This window comes from Saccharopolyspora sp. NPDC002376 (genome assembly GCF_053593195.1).
Genome location: NZ_JBSFBZ010000004.1, coordinates 20,089 through 38,140, shown reverse-complemented (window position 1 = coordinate 38,140; position 18,052 = coordinate 20,089). Strand labels below are relative to the sequence as shown.

Genomic DNA, 18,052 nt, shown 5'->3' with positions numbered 1-18,052 from the left:
AGGAGCGACCGGCGTCTGCCACAATTTCAGGGGCCAGTTCCTCGTGCGAGGAGCCGCTGGAGCGCGGCTTCGTGCGCCTTGGAGCAGCGCGACCGGCGAGGTGTCGCGCATGAAACTGGAGGCGTTGAGTCCGGTGTCCTTCCTCATCCGGGTGCAGATTCCGGACCGGCCGGGCAACCTCGGTTCAGTGGCGACCGCGCTCGGCGAGATCGGGGCCGACATCCTCAGCGTCGACGTCGTCGAGCGGGTGGGCGGTGTGGCGGTCGACGACCTGGTGGTGGAGCTGCCCTCCGGGCGCCTGCCGGACGTGCTGATCACCGCGGCCGAATCCGTCGAAGGCGTCAGCGTCGACGCGGTCCGCCCCTACGCGGGCGTGCTGGACACCCACCGCGAGCTCGAGCTGGTCGAGGAGATCGCCGCCGAGCCCGATCGCGGCCTGCAGATCTTCGCCGAAGGCGTCCCCAAGATCATCCGATCGGGTTGGGCGATCGTCTTCGGGCACCGCTCCGGCGGCGCGGAGCAGCTGGCGGCGAGCACCTCGGCCCCCCAGGAGGGCTACCTGGAGCTGCCGTGGCTACCGCTGCCGCGCGCGGCCATCCTCGACGGCGACGACACCTGGGTCCCGGAGACCTGGCAAGAACTGGGCACCGAACTGGCCGCCACGCCGATCGGCAAGCCGGACCGAGTCCTGCTGGCCGGCCGCCCCGGCGGCCCGATGTTCCGCGCCGCGGAACTGGCCCGCCTCGCCCACCTCGCAGGCATCGTCTCCGTCGTCCTCGACGGCTGACGCACCCCAACAAGAGGCGAGGGCGGGCTGGATGCCCACCCTCACCTCTTGGAACACAACGAACACGGATCGCGGTTCACCGATCTTGCCGACGCGCGGGGATTCGTCCCTGTGGTTTGCGCGGGTCAGAGGTTCAGGGCGTAGGCGAGGAGGTTGACGGTCGGGGCCGGGGTCCAGTCCCGGTCCGGGCAGCGTTCGAAGCCGAAGCTCTCGTAGAGGCGCCGGGCCGGTTTCGAAGTGTCCTTCACGCAGAGCACCACGCGCTTCGAGTCGTGCTCGCGGGCTCGGTCGATCACCGCCTGCACCAGGGCTCGGCCGACGCCGTTGCCCATCGCCTCCGGCACCACCGCCAGCATGCGGAACTCCAGCTCACCGGACTGGGAGATCTCGGCGTAGGCGGTGCCGGGTTGGACCACGGTGACCGTGCCGAGCGGCTGGTCACCGTCCAGGGCGATCAGCAGCTCGGCACGCTCCGCGCGGTCTGCCGCATCGCGTAGCACCGAGGCGTAGTCAACGTCCTTCGGCAGACTGCCCGCCTCGGTGTAAGCGCGGACGGCGATCTCGCCGATCGCCTCGTAGTCGGCAGGCCGGGCCACTCGGATCGTCGTCATGCCACCGATCCTGCCAACTCGCACCGACAGCGCACGTTCATTCCTCGGCGGGCAGCGCGACCTCCGCCGCGGCCTCCGGGCCGTCGTCGAGCAGCACGCGGAACCCGTCCTCGTTCAGCACCGGCACCTTGAGCTGCATCGCCTTGTCGTACTTCGAGCCCGGCGCGTCACCGACGACCACGAACGCGGTCTTCTTCGATACCGATCCGGCCGCGCGACCACCGCGCGCCATGATCAGCTCCTTCGCCTCGTCCCGGGAGAAGGTCTGCAGGGTACCGGTGACCACGATCGACATTCCCTCTAGGGTGCGCGGGATCGACTCGTCGCGCTCGTCGGCCATCCGCACCCCGGCGGCCCGCCACTTGCGCACGATCTCCTGGTGCCAGTCCACCGCGAACCACTCGCGCACCGCGGTGGCGATGGTCGGGCCGACCCCGTCGGCGGCCGCCAGCTCCTCCTCGGAAGCCTCCTCGATCCGCTCCAGCGAACCGAACTCGCGGGCCAGCGCCTGCCCCGCGGTCGGGCCGACGTGCCGGATGGACAGCCCCACCAGCACCCGCCACAGCGGCTTCTCCTTGGCCACCTCGAGGTTGGCCAGCAGCTTGGCGCCGTTGGCCGAGAGGTTGCCCTCCTTGGTGGTGAACAGCTGAGTCTTGAGCAGCTTCGGCGCATCGAGGTCGAACAGGTCGCCCTCGTCCTCGATCACCCCGGCGGTCAGCAGCGCGCCCGCCGCCTCGAAGCCGAGCGCGTCGATGTCCAGCACCTTGCGGCTGGCCAGGTAGAACAGCCGCTCGCGCTGCTGCCCGGGGCAGCCCTGGGCGTTCGGGCAGCGCAGGTCGACGTCGCCCTCCTTCTGCTGCGCCAGCGGCCAGCCGCACTCCGGGCAGGTCGCGGGCATGACGAACTCGTGCTCCGCGCCGGTACGCACGTCGACTACCGGGCCGAGCACCTCGGGGATCACGTCGCCGGCCTTGCGGATGACCACCCGGTCACCGATCAGCACGCCCTTGCGGCGCACCTCATCGGCGTTGTGCAGGGTCGCCATCGACACCGTGGACCCGGCGACCTTCACCGGCTCCATCACCGCGAACGGCGTGACCCGGCCGGTGCGACCGACGTTGACCTGGATGTCCAGCAGCTTCGTGGTGGCCTGCTCGGGCGGGTACTTGTAGGCGATGGCCCAGCGCGGGGCGCGCGAGGTGGTGCCGAGGCGGCGCTGCAGCGGCACCTCGTCGACCTTGATCACCATGCCGTCGATCTCGTGCTCGGCGGCGTCGCGGTGCTTGCCCCAGTACTCGATGTGCTTGATCAGTTCATCCACAGTGGACAGCACGACGGTGTGGCGGGACACCGGCAGACCCCACGCCTTGAGCGCCGCGTAGGACTCCGACTGCCGCTCCGGTTCGAAGCCGTCGCGCTTGCCCAGCCCGTGGCAGATCAACCGCAGCGGCCGGGTCCGGGTGATCCGCGGGTCCTTCTGCCGCAGCGAACCGGCAGCGGCGTTGCGCGGGTTGGCGAACGGCGGCTTGCCCGCCTCCACCAAACCGGCGTTGAGCTCGGCGAACTCGTCGACGCGGAAAAACACCTCGCCGCGCACCTCGACCAGCCCGGGCACGGGGTACTCATCGGTGCCGGTCAGCTGCTCGGGCACGTCGGCCATGGTGCGCACGTTGAGCGTGACGTCCTCGCCGGTGCGGCCGTCACCGCGAGTCAGCGCCCGCTCCAGCCGGCCGTCCCGGTACAGCAGGTTGATCGCCAGGCCGTCGATCTTCAGCTCGCACAGGTACTGCGCGCCGCTGCCGACCTCGCGCTCCACGCGGTCGACCCAGGCCTGCAGCTCTTCGGTGCTGAACGCGTTGTCCAGGCTCAGCATCCGCTCGAGGTGCGCGACCGGGGTGAACTCGGTGGAGAAGGTGCCGCCGACGACCTGCGTCGGCGAGTCGGGTGCCTGCAAGGCCGGGTGCTCGGCCTCGAGCCGCTGCAGCTGCCCGAACAGCTCGTCGAACTCGCCGTCGGAGATGGTCGGCGCGTCGAGCACGTAGTAGCGGAACTGGTGGCCGCGGACTTCCTCGGCGAGTTCCGCGTAGTGCTCGCGCACGTCTGCGGGCACGTCCTCGACGCCCTCGGCCGCGCGATCGGCGGCGGGGTCGGTCGGCACGTTCTCCTCGGCGCCGTTGTCCGGGTTGCGGTCGTCCACGTCCTTGCTGGTCACGCACCGAGACTAACGAGCGCCCCCGACAACGGCACGCAGCGGCTCGCCGACCGCACCGACCGCCCATCCCGGCCCCGGAGGTGGTCAATTTCGCGAGAAATGGACGTTCACCCGGGTAACGCGAAATTGACCGCCCTGAGGGTGACCTCAGGCCTCCGAGGCGGTGCGATCGAGGTCTCGGACGAGCTCTCGGAGTTCCAGGAGGCTGATCGTGCCTTCCGGCTCGTTCTCGGCGGTCTCCACCCGGCCGAGCCGGTCGGCGGCCAGCCGCTCGCCGAGGGTGGCGTCCAGCGGCAGGAAGGTCAGCGCCTTCCGCTTCTTGTCCTCCATGGCCTGGAAGCCGGGGTGGTAGACGGCCACGTCGACCACGCCTTCGGCTTCGTCGACCTGCGCGACGACCCGCACGTCGGCCAGCGGGTACTTCTCCTCGCCCAGGTTGACCGTGACCTCGGTCGGGTCCGGCACCGGGGGCACCGAGTCGTGGTACTCCCACAGCGTGTCCGCCGCCGGGGCGGCCGCGATCCAGGCGTCGGTGTAGGGCCGCAGATCCTGGTCGGCCTGGCCGCTGACGACCAGCGCGTACACCGCCGTCTCACCGTGCTCGATGGCGAAGGTCAGATTCGGGTGCACCGCGGCCACCATGTCGGCGACCAGGTTCTCGACGCGCAGCGGCTCGCCGTCGCCGAGCGCGGCGGCGAGCTCGGGCAGCAGGTCGTCCCACTGCTGCCAGAACACCTCAGCGCGGGCAGCTGCTTCGGCGGGCACGTCGACCGGTTCGGCGGCGTCTTCAGCGGCACGGCGGCGGCGGAACCTGAACATGCGCCCCATTGTGCCGGTCGGCCTGCCCCGCGCGGGGCCGAACGGGTGGACTCACCCCGCCAGTTCGGCTGTGACGATGCCCGCCAGCTCGACGATCTCCACCCCGCGCACCTGCCGCGCCGCACCGAGTGCGCCGGTCAGCGCGGTCAGCGGATCGTCGTGGGTGGCTTGCCGCACGGCCTCCGCAGCCCGCCGGTGCGCGCGGACTTTGCTGCACGGACGGCTGCGGATGCTCTGCCAGGACAGCTCCCGCACTGCCTCCACGAGCGCATCGTGGTCGACCGGAGAACCGGTGCTCAACGAGCACGCGGTGCGGCGCAGCACAGGGTGGTCCACGCAGTCGGCGGCGACGATGACGTGCCGGGCAACAGCCGCCGCAGCAGCCCGCAACGGCTGGCCATCGGCTTCCCGCAGCGTCAGGAGCAGCTCCGCTGGGTAGCCGACGACGTGCTCCATCGGGTCGGCGACCGCGACCAGGTCGTCCGGCCACGGCGCTACGGGGAAGGTGCGGAGCCGCCCGCCCAGCCAGCCCGGGGTCGGCGGCAGACCAGTGAGCCGCCCGGCCAAGGCCAGCATCAACGCCACCGGATCCGCTTGCGACCAGGGCAGATCGGCCCGCAGCTCCTCCAACTCGTCGGGCGCGGTGCCCTCCCGGATTTCCGGCAGCACCGCTTCGAACGAGGTGCGCAGCTCACCGCCGACAGCGTGCGAGAAGCGGGTCAGTCCGCTGCCGTCCCAGAACACCGAGACCGCGGCGATTTCAGCAACCCGGCGCAGGACTTCGGGACGCCGCCCCTGCTCGCCACCGTCTTCGATCACCAGCACCCAGTCACCGAGCTGCTTGAGCGCGATCATCGGGTGCCGTTCCTGGTTGGCGAACGCCTCCTCGCAGAACTCGTCGACGTCGAGCTCCCGCCCGAGCTCGGCGACCCCTCCGAACGCCGCGGCGACCTGCTCGAGGTCACCGCCTCTCACGAAGGTCAGGCACGCCGCTTCCTGGATGATGCTGCGCCGAACCCACTCGGCGCGCTCGATCTCGCTGACGCAGTAGCTGCCCACGGCCTACTTCCTACCAGCGTACGAAGGCCCTCACCGCCAAATCCGGAAAAGACCTACCAACAGAACTGCCCCGCAACCACCGATCGTACCCCGAAGTCCACAAAGGACTCTGCTGCCAGCGAGCGCTGCTCCACTTGGATCAGCAGTCCACGCGGGAAACCGGACTACTTCGCGGCTTCGTCGGCGAAGAGTTTGGCGAGGTCGTTGGTGAGACTGATGGCTCGGCGGGTCCAGGCCGGGGTTGCTCCGGCGAGGCCGCAGGTGGGGGTGGGGACGCTTCGCTCGGCGAGGGCTTTCCGGGCGAAACCGAGGCGGGAGGCCAGGTCGAACGCCGGTTTCGCGAGGGCGCGCAGGTCGGAACTCGCCGGTTCGGTGCTGGGCACCAGGCCGAGGAACAGGGTGGTGCCTTCTTCCCACGCCTCGCCGAGTTCGTCGGCCAGTTCGCCGGAAACGTCGCCAAGTCCGGAGGCGTCCAGCGCGATCGCGCCTGCGCCTGCGCGGCGCAGCATTGCAACCGGCGGACGTGGGGCGCAGCAGTGCACGATCACCGGAGAATCCGTTACGGCGGCGAGCTTCTCGATGACCTCACCGAGCAGGCGCTGCGCTTCGGGCTCCGGGACGGCGGGAACCTTGCCGTAGCCGGACGGGGTGGGCAGGGCGCCCTTGAGCACTGCCGGCAACGTCGGCTCGTCGAGCTGAACAACGACGCGGGAGCCGGTGCGGTTCGCGACCTGCGTCACGTGCTGGCGCAGTCCCTCGGTCAGCGACTCGGCGAAGTCGCGCAGCGCGCCGTGGTCGGTGAGCACGCGGTGTCCTCGGTGCAGTTCGATGCCCGCTGCGAGCGTCCACGGGCCCGCCGCCTGCACCTTCACCGTGCGCGGCGCGCCCTTCTCGGCGACCGCTTGCTCCACCGCGTCCACGTCCCAGCGCAGCAGGTCGATGGCGCGCTGCTGGTCGCGGCCGGGGCGGCCGGCGACTCGGTAGCCGGAGGGCACGACCTCGACGGCCAGGTCCACCAACAATCCCGCCGTCCGGCCAAGGATGTCGGCGCCGACGCCGCGTCCCGGCAGCTCCGGGAACGGCATCAGGTCGGGCAACTCCCCGGCCACGGTGCGCGCGGCCTCCACCGGATCCGTCCCGGGCATCGAGCCGATGGCGGTGGCGATCCCCGGACCCCAAGCTGCGTCAGTCACCCCGCCATTATCGACGGCCCGCGCCCGCGCAGCTCACGGGCCGTGAGTCCTCTGGGTCGCTGTAGCAGCCCAAAGGACTCACGCGACCTGACCAGCCAAAACGGATCCGTCAGCCGGTGAACTGGTCGCGGAGGACTCGTTTGAGTAGCTTTCCTGAGCTGTTGCGCGGCAGGTCGTCGAGGAAGTGGATCTCCTTGGGCACCTTGAACCCGGCCAGCTGCCCGTGGACGTGCTCGATCAGCTCCACCTCGGTCACCTCGCCCTTGGGCACCACGACGGCCGCGATCCGCTCGATCCACTTCGGATCGGGCACCGCGATCACCGCCACCTCGCCCACCGCCGGGTGGGTGTAGAGCGCGTCCTCCACCTCGCGGGAGGCGACGAGCACCCCACCGGTGTTGATCACGTCCTTGATCCGGTCCACCACGAAGACATAACCGGCCTCGTCGCGGCGCACCAGGTCGCCGGAGTGGAACCAGCCGTCCCGGAACGCCTCCGCGGTCTCCTCGGGCTTGTTCCAGTACCCGGTGCACAGCTGCGGCGACCGGTAGACGATCTCACCCGACTCCCCCGGCGCGACCTCCTCGCCCAGCTCGTCGACGACCTTCGCCTCCACGAACAGCACTGGCCGCCCGGCCGAGTCCGGTCGATCGGCGTGCTCTTCCGGCCGCAGCACGGCGGCCAGCGGCGCGATCTCGGACTGCCCGAAGCAGTTGTAGAAACCGAGTTCCGGCAGCTGATCCCGCAACCGCCGCAACACCGGACCGGGCATGATCGAGGCGCCGTAGTAGGCCTTGCGCAACGACTTCAGGTCCCGCTCGGCGAAGTCGGGGTGGTTGGCCAACGCGACCCAGACCGTCGGCGCGGCGAAGAACGAACCGATCCGCTCGGCTTCGATGCGCCGCAGGATGTCGCCCGGTTCCGGCACCTCCACGAGCCGGTTGGTGGCGCCGATCATCAGGTTCGGCAGCAGGAACACGTGCATCTGCGCGGAGTGGTACAGCGGCATCACGTGCAGCGGCTGATCGTCCTCGGCGAGGTCCAGCGCGGCCAAGCAGGACAGATATTCGTGTAGCAGCGCGCGGTGCGTCATCATCGCGCCCTTGGGCGACGAGGTCGTGCCCGAGGTGTAGAGCAGCTGCACCAGGTCGTCGTCGGAGACGTCCACGTCCAGCTCGGGCAGCGCCCCTTCAGCGCACTGCGCCAGCAGCGAATCCGCGTCGCCGCGCAGCGGGATCACGCGCTCCAACGAGGTTTCTCCGCGGACCTCGTCGAGCTTCCCGGCCAGCGCCGGATCGACCAGCGCGATGCTGCTCTCCGACTGCGCCAGCAGGTAGGTGAGCTCGCCGGAGGTCAGGTTGTAGTTGATCGGCACGTGCACCAGCCCGGCCCGCGCGCAGGCGAGGAAACCGATCACGTAAGCGTCGGAGTTCTTGCCGTAGGCCGCGATCCGGTCGCCCTTGCTCGCGCCCGCAGCCAGCAGCAACCCCGCTGCGCGGGTGACCGCGTCGTCGAGCCCGGCGTAGGTCCACTCCGCCTCCTGCCCGGTGCTGTCGACGAACCGCAGGGCGACTCGATCCGGAACCCGTGCGGCGCTGCGACGCAGGACATCGGCAACGGTGCTGGCACGAAGATCGGACATCGGACCTCCATTTCGCGGGTGATCCAAGACACTAACCGCGGAACGCGCCCGCTTTCCAGAGCTCGCGCAGCGCTGCGTTGACGACATCGGGACGTTGGCTGTGCGGCCAGTGCGAAGCCTCGGCGACCCGTAGCAGGTCGGCGCCGATGCGCTCAGCGGTGACCCGGGCGCACTCCATGATCGGCTCGCCGCCGTGCTCCCGGTACGCCAGCGGCGCGTTCTCCCAAGTACCGGTGACCACCAGCTTCGGGAAGGCGGCCTCGGCGAGGACGTCGGCCGGGATCTGCGCTTCCCAGGTCGGGAACTCGTTCAGCGCGGTCCGCGTGGCGCGCGCCAGTTCCGGCGTCGGCTCCGGCGCTTCGAAACCGACCGACTCGAAGTTGAGCCGCACCAGATCGGCGTCGGAGAGATCCGGCGGCACCGACGCGACAGCCGCCCGGTTGCGCTCCAGAGCCGCGGCGACCAGCGGAGCATCGGCAGCGACCTGAAAGCACGCCGGTTCGATCAGCGTCAGCGACCCCACCGAACCGGGATCCCGCGTCGCGGCCAGCATCGCGACCACGCCGCCTGACGAGTGCCCGACCAGGTGCGCACCGCCGTCGAGCAGCGCCGCGATGTCTTCGGCATCCTGCGCGTAATCGCTGCGCTCTACGTCCGGGCTGCCCCCGTAACCACGCCGATCCGGCAGCACGATCCGGAATTCCTCGGCCAGCGGCAGCTGCGCGCCGAAGCCGAACGCATCGTGCGTCGCCCAAGAACCCGAGCCGTGGACGAACACCACGCGCTCGCCGTCTCCCCGCTCGACCACGTGAAGAGAACTCATGAAGCCGATGATGACGCGAAACGCGGCGAGGTCAACTCTGCAGCGCGGCGATCGCCGCTCCCAGCGCCGCGTCGCGGAAGTCCTCCACAGAACCTTCGGTGAGCGCGCAGTCCTGCAAGCCGCCGATCGCGACAGTCGCCTTGGCGATCTGCGCGGGCATGGCGTCCTCCCCGACCAACAGGCGGTAGGTCCGCTCGCGCCAGCCGAGCATCTGCTCCATCAGGTCGAGCTGCGCCAACGCCCCGACATCCCGGATGACCAGCTCGAACACTTGCCGGTGACGCAGCACCACGTCGAAGTAGTCGGCCAGGAAACCCTGCGGGTCACCCTCCCCGGCCTCCGCCAGCAGCGCCTCGACGTCGTCGAGCAGCGGCTGCACGATGCCGCGCACGAGGTCCACTTTGGACGGGAAGTGGTAGTACAGCGCGGCTTTGGTGATGCCGAGCTGCTCGGCGACCTCGCGCAGGCTGGTCTTCTCGAACCCCTGGCGGGCGAACAGCTCGGTGGCGACCGCGCGAATCTCCGCACTGGTGTCGACTCGTGTCCTCGGCATCAGCACCCTCCTCTCCCCCGATCCTAGTGCTTGCCGACCGGTAAGTTACTTGCCGACCGGTAAGTAACCGCCTAGCGTGCATGCCATGACCAAGACGATCCTGATCTCCGGAGCCAGCATCGCCGGACCGGCACTGGCGTTCTGGCTGCGCGAACACGGCTTCCACCCGACGGTCGTGGAGCGGGCACCCGCGATCCGCGACGGCGGCTACGCGATCGACGTGCGCGGCGCGGCAGTCACCGTCGCCGAGCGGATGGGCATCCTGACCGAACTGCGCGAAGCCCGCACCGGCATGCGGGGCATGACCATCGTCGATGGCGGAAACCGGGAGCTGGCCTCGGTGCGCATGGACGAACTGGTCAACGGTGACGGCGACGTCGAGCTCATGCGCGGCACGTTGAGCCGGATCCTGCACGAGCGCACCGACGGCGTCGAGTACCTCTTCGGCGACTCCATCGCGGCGATCGAGCAGGACTCCGGAACCATCCGCGTGGCGTTCGAGCGGACCGAGCCCCGCGAGTTCGACCTCGTGATCGGCGCGGACGGACTGCACTCCAACGTCCGGCACCTGGTGTTCGGCCCCGAGTCGAACTTCGCCCACCACCTGGGCTTCCACGTCTCGATCTTCAGCACGGAGAACTTCCTCGACCTGGACCGCTGGACCGCACTGCACAACACGCCCGGCAGGCTCGCCGGGCTGTACCGGGCGAAATCCGACCACGGCGCGAAGGCGATCCTCAGCTTCGCGTCACCGCGCCTGCGCTTCGACCACCGCGATCCGGACACCCAGTTCCCACTGCTGGACAAGGCGTTCCGCGACGAGCGCTGGATCGTGCCCCAACTGCTCGAAGCCGCCCGCAACGCCCCGGACTTCTACTTCGACTCGATCACTCAGATCCGGATGGACAGCTGGACCCGCGGTCGCGTGGCGCTGGTCGGCGACGCGGGCTACGGTCCGTCCCCGCTGTCCGGCCAGGGCTCCAGCCTGGCGTTGGTCGGCGCCTACGTCCTGGCCCGAGAACTGCACGCGGCCAACGGCGACCACCTCGCGGCGTTCCGCGGCTACGAGCGCGAAATGCGGAACTTCGTGGCGCTGAACCAGAAGATCGCCACGGACGGCGCGAAGATGCTCATCCCCAAGACCGGAGCCGGCCTGTGGCTGCGAAACCAGATGTTCCGCCTGCTCCCGTACCTGCCGAAAACCGCGACCCTGTCCAAGAACATCGAACGAGCAGCCAACGCGATCGACCTCCCCGACCACAACCGGATCTCGCGGTGAAGGACACCCGATCGCATCGCCGACCTCATCGCGGCCGATGCAGGGGCTCCCAATTTTAGGGAAATTCGCCAACCACCTGAACCCCGCGCATGACAAAGCCGCAGGTGGGCAGGGCTGTGATGGCTCCAGTTAGGTGGAGGGTTCAGCGGGTTTCGGCGATGATGCCGCTGCCCAGAACCAGGTCGCCTTCGGCTTCCTGGCCGTACAGGACGATCGCCTGGCCCGGGGCCACGCCGCGCAGCGGCTGGCGGAGCTGGACGCGGATGCCTTCGCCGTCGGCTTCGGCGACCGCTTCCGCGGTGCCGCCGTGCGCGCGGACCTGGATCACGCATTCCGTCGGCCCGGACAGCGGCTCCTCGGACGGCCAGATCGGACGCTTGGCGTCGATCTCGGTCACCGACAGGCGTTCCGCCGCGCCGACCTTGACCGTGCCGGACACCGGCTCCAGCGACAGCACGTAGCGCGGTCGGCCATCCGCCGCCGGGGCGTCGATGCCCAGGCCCTTGCGCTGGCCGATGGTGAACCCGTGCACCCCGGTGTGCTCGCCGAGCACCGCGCCGGTCTCGTCGTCGACCAGCTTGCCCGGCGCCTGACCGAGCTTGTTCTCCAGGAACTTCTTGGTGTCGCCGTCCGGGATGAAGCAGATGTCGTGGCTGTCCGGCTTCTTGGCCACCGCCAGGTCGCGCTCGGCCGCCTCCACCCGCACCTCGGACTTCAGCGAGTCGCCGAGCGGGAACATCGAGTGCCGCAGCTGCTCGGCGGTCAGCGAGGCCAGCACGTAGGACTGGTCCTTGCCCTCGTCGCGGCTGCGCCGCAGCTCCGGCACACCGTCCACGATGGACAGCCGGGCGTAGTGGCCGGTGCAGACCGCGTCGAAGCCCAGCGCCATCGCCTTGTCCAGCAGCGCCTCGAACTTGATCTTCTCGTTGCAGGTCAGGCACGGGTTCGGGGTGCGGCCCGCGGCGTACTCGCCGACGAAGGTCTCGATGACCTCCTCGGTGAACCGCTCCGCGAAGTCCCACACGTAGAACGGGATGCCCAGCAGGTCTGCGGCGCGCCGCGCGTCGCGGGAGTCCTCGATGGTGCAGCACCCGCGGGCCCCGGTGCGCAGCGTGCCGGGCTTGGCCGACAGCGCCAGGTGCACCCCGACGACGTCGTGCCCGGCGTCCACCGCTCGCGCCGCCGCGACCGCGGAGTCCACCCCGCCGCTCATGGCTGCCAGTACTCGCACGCCTCACACCTCCGTGGCGGTGGCCGTCGACCCCGCCGAAGATCGGCGCAACCCGGCCAGACCGGCGCTACGCGCTCGTTGCACCACCGGCCCGATGGCCTCGGTGAGTGCCTGTACATCGGCCGCCGTCGAGGTGTGCCCCAGCGAGAAGCGAAGCGACCCCCGCGCGGCTTTGGGGTCGGCCCCCATCGCCAGCAGTACGTGGCTGGGCTCGGAAACCCCGGCGGTGCAGGCCGAACCCGTGGAGCACTCGATGCCCTTGGCGTCCAGCAGCATCAGCAGGCTGTCGCCCTCGCAGCCGGGGAAGGTCAAGTGCGCGTTTCCGGGCAGCCGCGACGGACCGCCACCGACGATGTCGGCGCCGGGGTCGCCGTTGAGCACGACGTCCGGAACCTCGCTGCGAACGCCGCTGATCAAGTCGTCGCGCAGCTTCGCCAGCTGCGGCGCGTGCGCCTCGCGGGCGTCGACTGCCTCGCGCACCGCAGCCGCCAGCCCCAGCACACCCGGGGTGTCCAGCGTGCCGGAGCGCACCTCGCGCTCCTGGCCGCCGCCGTGCAGCACCGGCGTGCACTTCACGTCGCGCCCCAGCAGCAGCACGCCCACTCCGTACGGACCACCGACCTTGTGCCCGGTCATGGTCAGCGCGGAAGCTCCCGAGGCGGCGAAGTCCACCGGCAAGGTCTCGACTGCCTGCACCGCGTCGGTGTGCAGCGGCACCCCGTAGCGGTCGGCGATCGCGGCCAGCTCCGAGACCGGATTGACCGTGCCCACCTCGTTGTTGGCCCACATGACCGTGGCCAGCGCCACGTCGTCCGGGTTCTCCGCCAGCGCCGCCTCGAACACCTCCGGGCGCACCCGTCCGTAGGCGTCCGCGCTCAGCCAGGTGATCTCGGCGCCCTCGTGCTCAGCGAGCCACTCGACGGCGTCGAGCACCGCGTGGTGCTCCACCATCGAAGCCAGGATGCGGCGACGCGCGGGGTCCGCGGCCCGGCGGGCCCAGAAGATCCCCTTGACCGCCAGGTTGTCGCTCTCGGTCCCACCTGCGGTGAACAGCACCTCGGAGGGCCGGGCGCCCAGAGCGTCGGCGATGTCCTCCCGCGATTCCTCGACCGCGCGCCGTGCCCGCCGTCCCGAGGTGTGCAACGACGAGGCGTTGCCGATCCGGGTCAACGCCTTGCTGAGCACAGCGACCGCCCCTGGTCGCATGGGTGTGGTGGCAGCGTGGTCGAGGTAAGTCATCGCTCATTCAGGGTAATGCAGGCCGACCGAGCGGAAGCCGCTGGTCAGGACGCTCGGCCGCGAGTCGCGCGCACCAGCGGCAATGCGGCCAGCACCGCGCCCACCAGCAGCACGAGGTCCAGCGACAGGACACCCCTGGTCGGACTCGTCGGGGTGGCGAGCGCGGCGACCACCACGCCACCCAACCCGACCAGCGTGGCCTGGCCGAGCATGTCCGAGATCTGCAGCGCGGACGAGTTGAACCCACGCTCGGCCTCCGCCGACAGCGCCAGCACCCGCACCGAAGTGCTGGTCACCCCGATGCCCATCCCGCAGCCGGCGACGAACCAGCACGCGTAGACCAGCCACGGCAGGCCCCACTCGGGCAAGCTCAGCGACAGCCCGGCGACACCGAATCCGACCAGCGAGAACCCGACCGCGACCACGCGCTCGCGGCGGAGTTCCCGCTGTCGGCCCTGCCACAGCGAGCCCGTGGCCCAGCCGATCGAGGCCACCGTCAGCGGCACGCCCGCAGCCGTCGGCGAGTAGTGGTGCACCACGGTCAGCGACAGCGGCACGAACGCCTGCGCGGTGAAGAACAACCCGGCGAGCAAGCCGCGTGAGAGCACCATCAGCGGAATTCCCGGCTGGGCGCGCAAGGTGCCCTTGGGCAGCAGCAGGCGCAGTGACGGCACCAGCGCCACAACTCCGACCAGGCCGACGAGCAGCGAAATCAGCGTCGGGTCCTGCGCGGCCCAGTTCAGCGCCACGACACCACCAGCCGCTCCGACCGCGGCCAGCGGCAACCCGGGCCGCGGCTCCGGAGGATCCTCGGAACGTGCGCCGAACCGCCGCGCCGTGGGCACCAGCATCGCCGTGCCGAGGCACACCAACGGGGCCAAACCGAGAAAGACCCACCGCCAACTCGCCTGCTCGGTCAGCACGCCCGACACCACCGGCCCGACCAGCGCGGGCACCACCCACGCCGACGACAGCGCACCGAACGCGGCCGGCCGGTGCTCCTCCGGATAGACGCGGGCGATCATCACGTACAGCGCGACGATCAGCACGCCACCGGCCAGCCCCTGCAGCACCCGGGCCACCAGCAGGACGAACATGCTGTGCGCGAACCCCGCGACCACCAGCCCGACCGCGAACGTGGGCAGCGCCATCAGCAGCGGCAGCGCCGGGCCGCGCCGGTCGGACTGTCGACCGCCGACCACCGTCCCGATCGCGCTCGCGGCGAGGAAGACGGTGAACGGCCAGGAGTACCAGTGCTGCGCGTCGAGCTCGGCGACGATCGTGGGCAACGCGGTGCCAAGCCCCATCGCCTCGAAAGCGACGAGGGTGATGACCAGGATCAGACCCGCGGTGAAGGTGCGACGTTGCGGATTCCACAGAGCGCTTCGAGACATCTCGGCAGTGGCCACCCGGTCAGCCTGCAACCTCCACCGCACTGCAAGTCCAGTGGTTGCGGGAAAATCTCCCCTTCAGAACCTGTTTTTGAACTCGTTTTGCGTAGCGGTGCGGGTAGCGGAACCTCAGCGGTGCAAGCTGCGAGGGTGGGCTATGCGCCTGGCGGCGCGTCAAAGGCAAAGGATCAAAACAGGCCCTCAGACCAGCATCAGGCGGCCAGGCTGTGGCCGGACTGCTCGACGCGATGCCCGTGCGCCGCTCCGCTGGCCAGCGCGATCTCCTCCTGCGCGCGCCTGGCCAACTCCCGGCGATCGGTGCCGTGCAGTTCGGGGAGCACGACCAGCTCTACCACTAGGCCGCGCGCGCGGGCAACGGTCAACAGCGAGCTGACCAACGTCGTCTCCCCTAAGAAAGCCGCCGCAGTGGTGAACTGCCCTGTCCCATCGCGGAACCGCAGCGCCACCGGCTGCATCCGCGCCCCGGCGTCGACCGCGGCCTGGAAGACCGCGGGCCGGAACGTCCCGATCGCCCGGCCGCACCAGGTGGTGCCCTCCGGGAAAGCACCGATCACCGCCCCGGCGCGCAGCTCGTCAGCGATGGTGCGCACCGAGGTCGGCAGCGCCGACAGCCGCTCGCGGTCGATGTAGACCGTGCCGATCCGCCCAGCCAGCGGGCCCAGCAGCGGCCACGACCCGACCTCCACCTTGGCCAGCATCCGCATCGGGGACAGCACCTGCAGCGCGACGATGTCCAGCCACGACACGTGGTTGCAGACCACCAGCGCACCCCCGGCCGGCAATCCACCGTCGAGTACGAGACGAATCCCCAAGGCTCGCAGCAGAACCCGGAACCACGCCACCAACGCCCGGTGCCGCGCCGGGCCCAGCACCGGCAGCACCAAGACCAGAACGCATCCGCCGAGTAGCAGCACGACGACCCCGCTCAGGCGCAGGACCAGGTGCAGCAGACCGACCTCGGCAACGCGATCACGCGGCGGCATGCACTGATCGCCGCACGGCGAAACCGGCATCCACGGGTGGTTCATGCCGCATCGCCCAGGAAGAACCGCAGGTAGCGCTGGTCCGCGCGGTCGAGGTCCAGCAGCACGAAGAAGTCGGCGACGTTGAAGTCCGGGTCGTGCGCCGGTCGCCCGCACACCTGAGCACCCAGCCGCAGGTACCCCCTGAGCAGCGGCGGCAGCGCAGTGCGGCCGGTGACGGCGAACGGCTCCCAAGGCCGGTGCGGGTGCACTCGGTACTCCTCGGGCGCGTAGTGCTTCTCCGACACTGCGTTCCACACGTGCGAAGCCAGCACGCCGCCGTCGTCGAGCGGCACGGACGCGCAACCCGCGAGCATCCGGTGCCCGTGCAGCAGCATGTACCGCGCGATTCCCGTCCACACCAAGCCGATCACGGCGCCGTTGCGGTGGTCCGGGTGCACGCACGAACGCCCGGTCTCCACCAGCGAGGAGCGCAGCGGAGCCAGCGCGGACATGTCGAACTCGGTTTCCGAATAGAGCATCCCGGCTTCCGCGGCCCGGTCCGGCGGAAGCATCCGGTAGGTCCCCACGACCGCCCCCGAGTTGTCTTCTCGGACGACGAGGTGGTCGCAGTAGTCGTCGAAGGAGTCGCGGTCGAGGCCGAATTCCCGACCGCTGACCGTGGCTCCCATTTCCTCGGCGAACACCTGGTACCGCAGGCGTTGCGCGGCGTGCACTTCGTCGGAGTCTCGGGCGACTAGCAGCGAGTAGTGGGCGTCGGCCGCCGCGTTCGGTGCGGCGCTGGCCAGCAGCTGCGTCTCGGACATGCCGCAGGTGTATCGCCGCGTGGCGAACGCCCAACACACCGGGCGAGGGCACGGAGCAGGAACTTTCGGTGAACCCCTGGTGCGGGCCGAAAGCACTGGCCCGAACGGCCTACCGGCGGAAGGCGAAAAGGGCCCGCTCCAGCACCGAAGCCGGGCTCGGCTGAGTCGCCATCTCCTCGCTCACCTCGCGCGCCGCATCGCTGAACGCGGGCTCGTCGAGCAGCTTGCGAACCGAAGCCCGCACCATCTCGACGTCCATTGTGGTCGGATCGTGCGAGAGACCGACGCCGCGGTCCACGACCCGCGCGGCCGACATCGGGTTGTCCGCGAAAGCGGGCAGCACCAGCTGCGGCACGCCGTAGTGCAGCGCGGCCGCCGTGGTCCCGGACCCGCCGTGGTGGATCAGCAGCGAACTGGTCGGCAGGAACGCCGACAGCGGCAGGAAACCCACCGTCCGCACGTTGTCCGGCAGCGACCCGACATCGGTGAGATCGGTCTCCTTCGCCGCCAGGACCACGTCCACGTCGAACTCGCTGAGCGCCTCGTCCACGACGGACAGGCTGCTCGTGCCGGACATGATCGGCGCCACGGTGCCGAGCGTGACACCGATGCGTGGTCGTTCCGGCCGCTGCAGCGCCCATTCCGGCACGGCCGAGCCGCCGTTGAACGGCACGAACCGCATCGGCCACCACGGCAAGCCGTCCACGTGGTCCACATCGTCCTCGATCAGCCCGCCCATGCTCGGCGGCCGCGGATCGATCCGCGCGATCACCTCCGGCACCCCGTCCGGGATGCCCAGGTGGGCCCGCAGCGCCGCGGTCAGGTCGTCCTCGTCGTAGAAGTTCCGCCCGGTGCGGAAGCTCCCGTCGCGCGACGACCAGGACACCCGGTTGCCGACCTCCAGCACCGGAACCCCGAGCGCGACCGCGGTCAACCGGCCGGTCGCGTGGTCGGTGGTGTGCACGACGAGGTCCGCGCCGAACGCCCGCCCCGCCTCGATGCTGCCCTCGGCCATCGTCAGGGTGAACAACGAGAACGGGCCGCCGGACCGGGGCATCTTCTCGAACGCCTCGGTCAGTCCCCTCGCCTCGAGGTACTTCTCGAACTCCGGCGAGCTGTCCTCCGAGGTGACCGCCCGCATCAGCTCGGCCCACACGTCGTGCTCCGGGAACACGTCCACCACCGGCAACCCAGCCCGCGCACCGGCGTCGACCATCTCGCCGGTCGTGGCCACCAGCACCTCGTGCCCGGCGGCCCGGGCAGCCCAGACCATCGGCACGATCGGGAACATCAGCCCGTAGCCGGGCGCAGCAGTGAACAGGATCCGCACAGCAACACAGCATGCCACCGCCCGATCACTCCGCGCAGCTGATTTTCCGGCGAGCAGGGTCTTCGGCCCGATC

General features: G+C 70.2%; 16 protein-coding genes. 2 read left to right on the top strand and 14 right to left on the bottom strand.

What is annotated here, in order from left to right:
- The first annotated feature begins 133 nt into the window (after positions 1–133).
- Entirely contained in the window at positions 134–787 is a 654-nt protein-coding gene (locus tag ACWCO2_RS04380) for an amino acid-binding protein (protein ID WP_450126447.1), read from the top strand.
- A gap of 125 nt (positions 788–912) precedes the next feature.
- Here the strand turns inward: ACWCO2_RS04380 and ACWCO2_RS04375 are convergent, their stop codons facing one another.
- The 8 genes from ACWCO2_RS04375 to ACWCO2_RS04340 form a co-directional block, all read right to left on the bottom strand.
- Positions 913–1,398 (bottom strand): GNAT family N-acetyltransferase, encoded by a 486-nt coding sequence (locus ACWCO2_RS04375; RefSeq protein WP_450126287.1) that lies wholly within the window; start codon positions 1,396–1,398, stop codon positions 913–915.
- A 37-nt stretch (positions 1,399–1,435) separates the two neighbouring features.
- Positions 1,436–3,556, bottom strand: coding sequence for an NAD-dependent DNA ligase LigA (ligA, locus tag ACWCO2_RS04370; RefSeq protein WP_450126446.1), 2,121 nt, complete (start codon positions 3,554–3,556; stop codon positions 1,436–1,438).
- 201 nt (positions 3,557–3,757) lie between these two features.
- The gene (locus ACWCO2_RS04365) at positions 3,758–4,429 is read right to left on the bottom strand and encodes a hypothetical protein (protein WP_450126286.1); all 672 of its coding nucleotides are present in this window, start codon (positions 4,427–4,429) and stop codon (positions 3,758–3,760) included.
- A gap of 51 nt (positions 4,430–4,480) precedes the next feature.
- On the bottom strand, positions 4,481–5,488 hold the full coding sequence (locus ACWCO2_RS04360) for a DUF6461 domain-containing protein (protein ID WP_450126285.1): 1,008 nt from the start codon (positions 5,486–5,488) through the stop codon (positions 4,481–4,483).
- 164 nt (positions 5,489–5,652) lie between these two features.
- Positions 5,653–6,681, bottom strand: coding sequence for a methionine synthase (locus ACWCO2_RS04355; protein WP_450126284.1), 1,029 nt, complete (start codon positions 6,679–6,681; stop codon positions 5,653–5,655).
- A gap of 109 nt (positions 6,682–6,790) precedes the next feature.
- Positions 6,791–8,323 carry a fatty acyl-CoA synthetase gene (locus tag ACWCO2_RS04350; RefSeq protein WP_450126283.1) on the bottom strand — a complete coding sequence of 511 codons (1,533 nt, stop codon included), beginning with the start codon at positions 8,321–8,323 and terminating at the stop codon, positions 6,791–6,793.
- A gap of 31 nt (positions 8,324–8,354) precedes the next feature.
- Complete coding sequence (locus ACWCO2_RS04345) at positions 8,355–9,146, bottom strand: alpha/beta fold hydrolase (protein ID WP_450126282.1); 792 nt, start codon at positions 9,144–9,146, stop codon at positions 8,355–8,357.
- A 31-nt stretch (positions 9,147–9,177) separates the two neighbouring features.
- The gene (locus tag ACWCO2_RS04340; protein ID WP_450126281.1) at positions 9,178–9,699 is read right to left on the bottom strand and encodes a TetR/AcrR family transcriptional regulator; all 522 of its coding nucleotides are present in this window, start codon (positions 9,697–9,699) and stop codon (positions 9,178–9,180) included.
- A gap of 85 nt (positions 9,700–9,784) precedes the next feature.
- On the opposite strand from ACWCO2_RS04340, the gene ACWCO2_RS04335 reads away from it, so the two are divergent.
- The gene (locus ACWCO2_RS04335) at positions 9,785–10,978 is read left to right on the top strand and encodes an FAD-dependent monooxygenase (protein ID WP_450126280.1); all 1,194 of its coding nucleotides are present in this window, start codon (positions 9,785–9,787) and stop codon (positions 10,976–10,978) included.
- A gap of 142 nt (positions 10,979–11,120) precedes the next feature.
- On the opposite strand, the gene mnmA is transcribed toward ACWCO2_RS04335, so the two are convergent.
- The 6 genes from mnmA to ACWCO2_RS04305 all read right to left on the bottom strand — a co-directional run bounded on the left by mnmA (position 11,121) and on the right by ACWCO2_RS04305 (position 17,979).
- Positions 11,121–12,209: a tRNA 2-thiouridine(34) synthase MnmA gene (gene mnmA, locus ACWCO2_RS04330; RefSeq protein ID WP_450126279.1), complete on the bottom strand. Its 1,089-nt coding sequence runs from the start codon at positions 12,207–12,209 to the stop codon at positions 11,121–11,123.
- A gap of 3 nt (positions 12,210–12,212) precedes the next feature.
- Positions 12,213–13,448: a cysteine desulfurase family protein gene (locus tag ACWCO2_RS04325; RefSeq protein ID WP_450126278.1), complete on the bottom strand. Its 1,236-nt coding sequence runs from the start codon at positions 13,446–13,448 to the stop codon at positions 12,213–12,215.
- A 44-nt stretch (positions 13,449–13,492) separates the two neighbouring features.
- The gene (locus tag ACWCO2_RS04320; protein WP_450126277.1) at positions 13,493–14,842 is read right to left on the bottom strand and encodes an MFS transporter; all 1,350 of its coding nucleotides are present in this window, start codon (positions 14,840–14,842) and stop codon (positions 13,493–13,495) included.
- 209 nt (positions 14,843–15,051) lie between these two features.
- Positions 15,052–15,843 carry a lysophospholipid acyltransferase family protein gene (locus ACWCO2_RS04315; RefSeq protein WP_450126276.1) on the bottom strand — a complete coding sequence of 264 codons (792 nt, stop codon included), beginning with the start codon at positions 15,841–15,843 and terminating at the stop codon, positions 15,052–15,054.
- A 41-nt stretch (positions 15,844–15,884) separates the two neighbouring features.
- Positions 15,885–16,649: a GNAT family N-acetyltransferase gene (locus tag ACWCO2_RS04310; RefSeq protein ID WP_450126275.1), complete on the bottom strand. Its 765-nt coding sequence runs from the start codon at positions 16,647–16,649 to the stop codon at positions 15,885–15,887.
- 109 nt (positions 16,650–16,758) lie between these two features.
- Entirely contained in the window at positions 16,759–17,979 is a 1,221-nt protein-coding gene (locus tag ACWCO2_RS04305) for a glycosyltransferase (protein ID WP_450126274.1), read from the bottom strand.
- Positions 17,980–18,052 lie beyond the last annotated feature (73 nt).

Excerpts from the sequence above, each read along its gene's own strand:
- ACWCO2_RS04335 (WP_450126280.1), top strand. The coding sequence starts at position 9,785 with ATGACCAAGACGATCCTGATCTCCGGAGCCAGCATCGCCGGACCGGCA.
- ACWCO2_RS04365 (WP_450126286.1), bottom strand. The coding sequence starts at position 4,429 with ATGTTCAGGTTCCGCCGCCGCCGTGCCGCTGAAGACGCCGCCGAACCG.
- ACWCO2_RS04345 (WP_450126282.1), bottom strand. The coding sequence starts at position 9,146 with ATGAGTTCTCTTCACGTGGTCGAGCGGGGAGACGGCGAGCGCGTGGTG.
- ACWCO2_RS04310 (WP_450126275.1), bottom strand. The coding sequence starts at position 16,649 with ATGTCCGAGACGCAGCTGCTGGCCAGCGCCGCACCGAACGCGGCGGCC.
- ACWCO2_RS04320 (WP_450126277.1), bottom strand. The coding sequence starts at position 14,842 with ATGTCTCGAAGCGCTCTGTGGAATCCGCAACGTCGCACCTTCACCGCG.
- ACWCO2_RS04340 (WP_450126281.1), bottom strand. The coding sequence starts at position 9,699 with ATGCCGAGGACACGAGTCGACACCAGTGCGGAGATTCGCGCGGTCGCC.
- ACWCO2_RS04315 (WP_450126276.1), bottom strand. The coding sequence starts at position 15,843 with ATGCCGCCGCGTGATCGCGTTGCCGAGGTCGGTCTGCTGCACCTGGTC.
- ACWCO2_RS04375 (WP_450126287.1), bottom strand. The coding sequence starts at position 1,398 with ATGACGACGATCCGAGTGGCCCGGCCTGCCGACTACGAGGCGATCGGC.
- ACWCO2_RS04350 (WP_450126283.1), bottom strand. The coding sequence starts at position 8,323 with ATGTCCGATCTTCGTGCCAGCACCGTTGCCGATGTCCTGCGTCGCAGC.
- ACWCO2_RS04325 (WP_450126278.1), bottom strand. The coding sequence starts at position 13,448 with ATGACTTACCTCGACCACGCTGCCACCACACCCATGCGACCAGGGGCG.